Here is a 1,133-nt window from a genome sequence, read left to right on the forward strand (position 1 = left end):
GAATGAGTCGCGAGCAAGCACATGGGTAAGGCGCAGGCGAATGAGCGACGAGACATATCAAGCTGATTGCGAGAAGCAATGGCACCTAATCCATGCTTCTCAACCAGGGACAATAATTTTAGGGATGGACCAGATGGATGTTTCTCTCCACGCTCCCATTGGCTGATCGAATCCTTTGGCACGTTCAGATAGTGGGCAAAAACAGTTTGACTGACTTCCTCTCGTTCACGTAATGCACGAATATCAATGGCGGTGAAATCACGAATAGGCGTTAAGCAGGATTCGTCGAAACGTCGCATCGTTTGCTTGTTGATCAGACCTGCTTCATGAAGATCACTCGCTGTTTGATGAATGGCTGCCTTGATATCGCTTTTATAAGTTTTAGATTTGCTCATCGCAGATTACCTCCACATACATCCCGTCATTGACAAGATCTTCTAATTCTGTATTGGACGCGGCAAAAACGGTTCTCGCCAATTCCTTGAAGTCCCGTTCATCGCTTTTGTCTATATTGTCCTGTGCGTTTTTGGCAAATCCATAGACGAAAAAGGCTCGATCACCACGACGGAAAAGGATGATTGAGCGATACCCACCAGACTTGCCTTCATTCGGTCGCGCGATTCTCTGCTTGATGACTCAGTCGCCGTAATCGGCATCAATCATGCCTTGCTCTGCGTTTTTCACGGCTTCGCATAGTTTGGCGTCCGCGATGCACTCCTTGCGGGCGAATTTGATGAACCACTTGCTCTTGAAAATTCGCATGAACTTGATTGCTCGTCTGATGATTTCATGCGTCTATTGTATAGAATTCTGTTCTATACTTCAAGAGGTGGTTTTGAGAGCTGGACACATTAAACAAAATGAACCATTCTGTTCAATGTCCAAATCTGCTACCATTGAAAACACACGGTTTCCAGGGGCGAAAAAATGGGCAACGTGCAACAAAATGATTGACCGCTGCTTTTTACCGGTCCATGATGGGCACCAGAAAGGCGTTCCCAGGAACCCATACCAGAGGCTTCCAGATGCTCGATCATCAAAAACCTTCAACAAAATTTTTTTTTGCCGTGGAGAATGCTCTTACAGCATCTTGAAGGGCTTGAGGTCCCGTTGGATGTCATCGAACACATGAA

At 46.1% G+C, this 1,133-nt stretch carries 1 protein-coding gene and 2 pseudogenes; all 3 read right to left on the bottom strand.

Annotation, left to right across the window (positions count from 1 at the left end; translation table 11 throughout):
• Nucleotides 1-74 precede the first annotated feature (74 nt).
• A pseudogene (locus EJP87_RS16855) lies at nt 75-395 on the bottom strand (helix-turn-helix domain-containing protein); the annotation flags it as partial.
• Nucleotides 382-762, bottom strand: a pseudogene (locus tag EJP87_RS16860) (type II toxin-antitoxin system RelE/ParE family toxin). The pseudogenes EJP87_RS16860 and EJP87_RS16855, both read right to left, overlap by 14 nt.
• A 128-nt stretch (nt 763-890) precedes the next feature.
• Entirely contained in the window at nt 891-1,037 is a 147-nt protein-coding gene (locus EJP87_RS18230; RefSeq protein ID WP_193771505.1) for a hypothetical protein, read from the bottom strand.
• Nucleotides 1,038-1,133 lie beyond the last annotated feature (96 nt).

This window comes from Candidatus Magnetaquicoccus inordinatus (genome assembly GCF_004217665.1).
In the GTDB taxonomy this organism is placed as follows: domain Bacteria; phylum Pseudomonadota; class Magnetococcia; order Magnetococcales; family Magnetaquicoccaceae; genus Magnetaquicoccus; species Magnetaquicoccus inordinatus.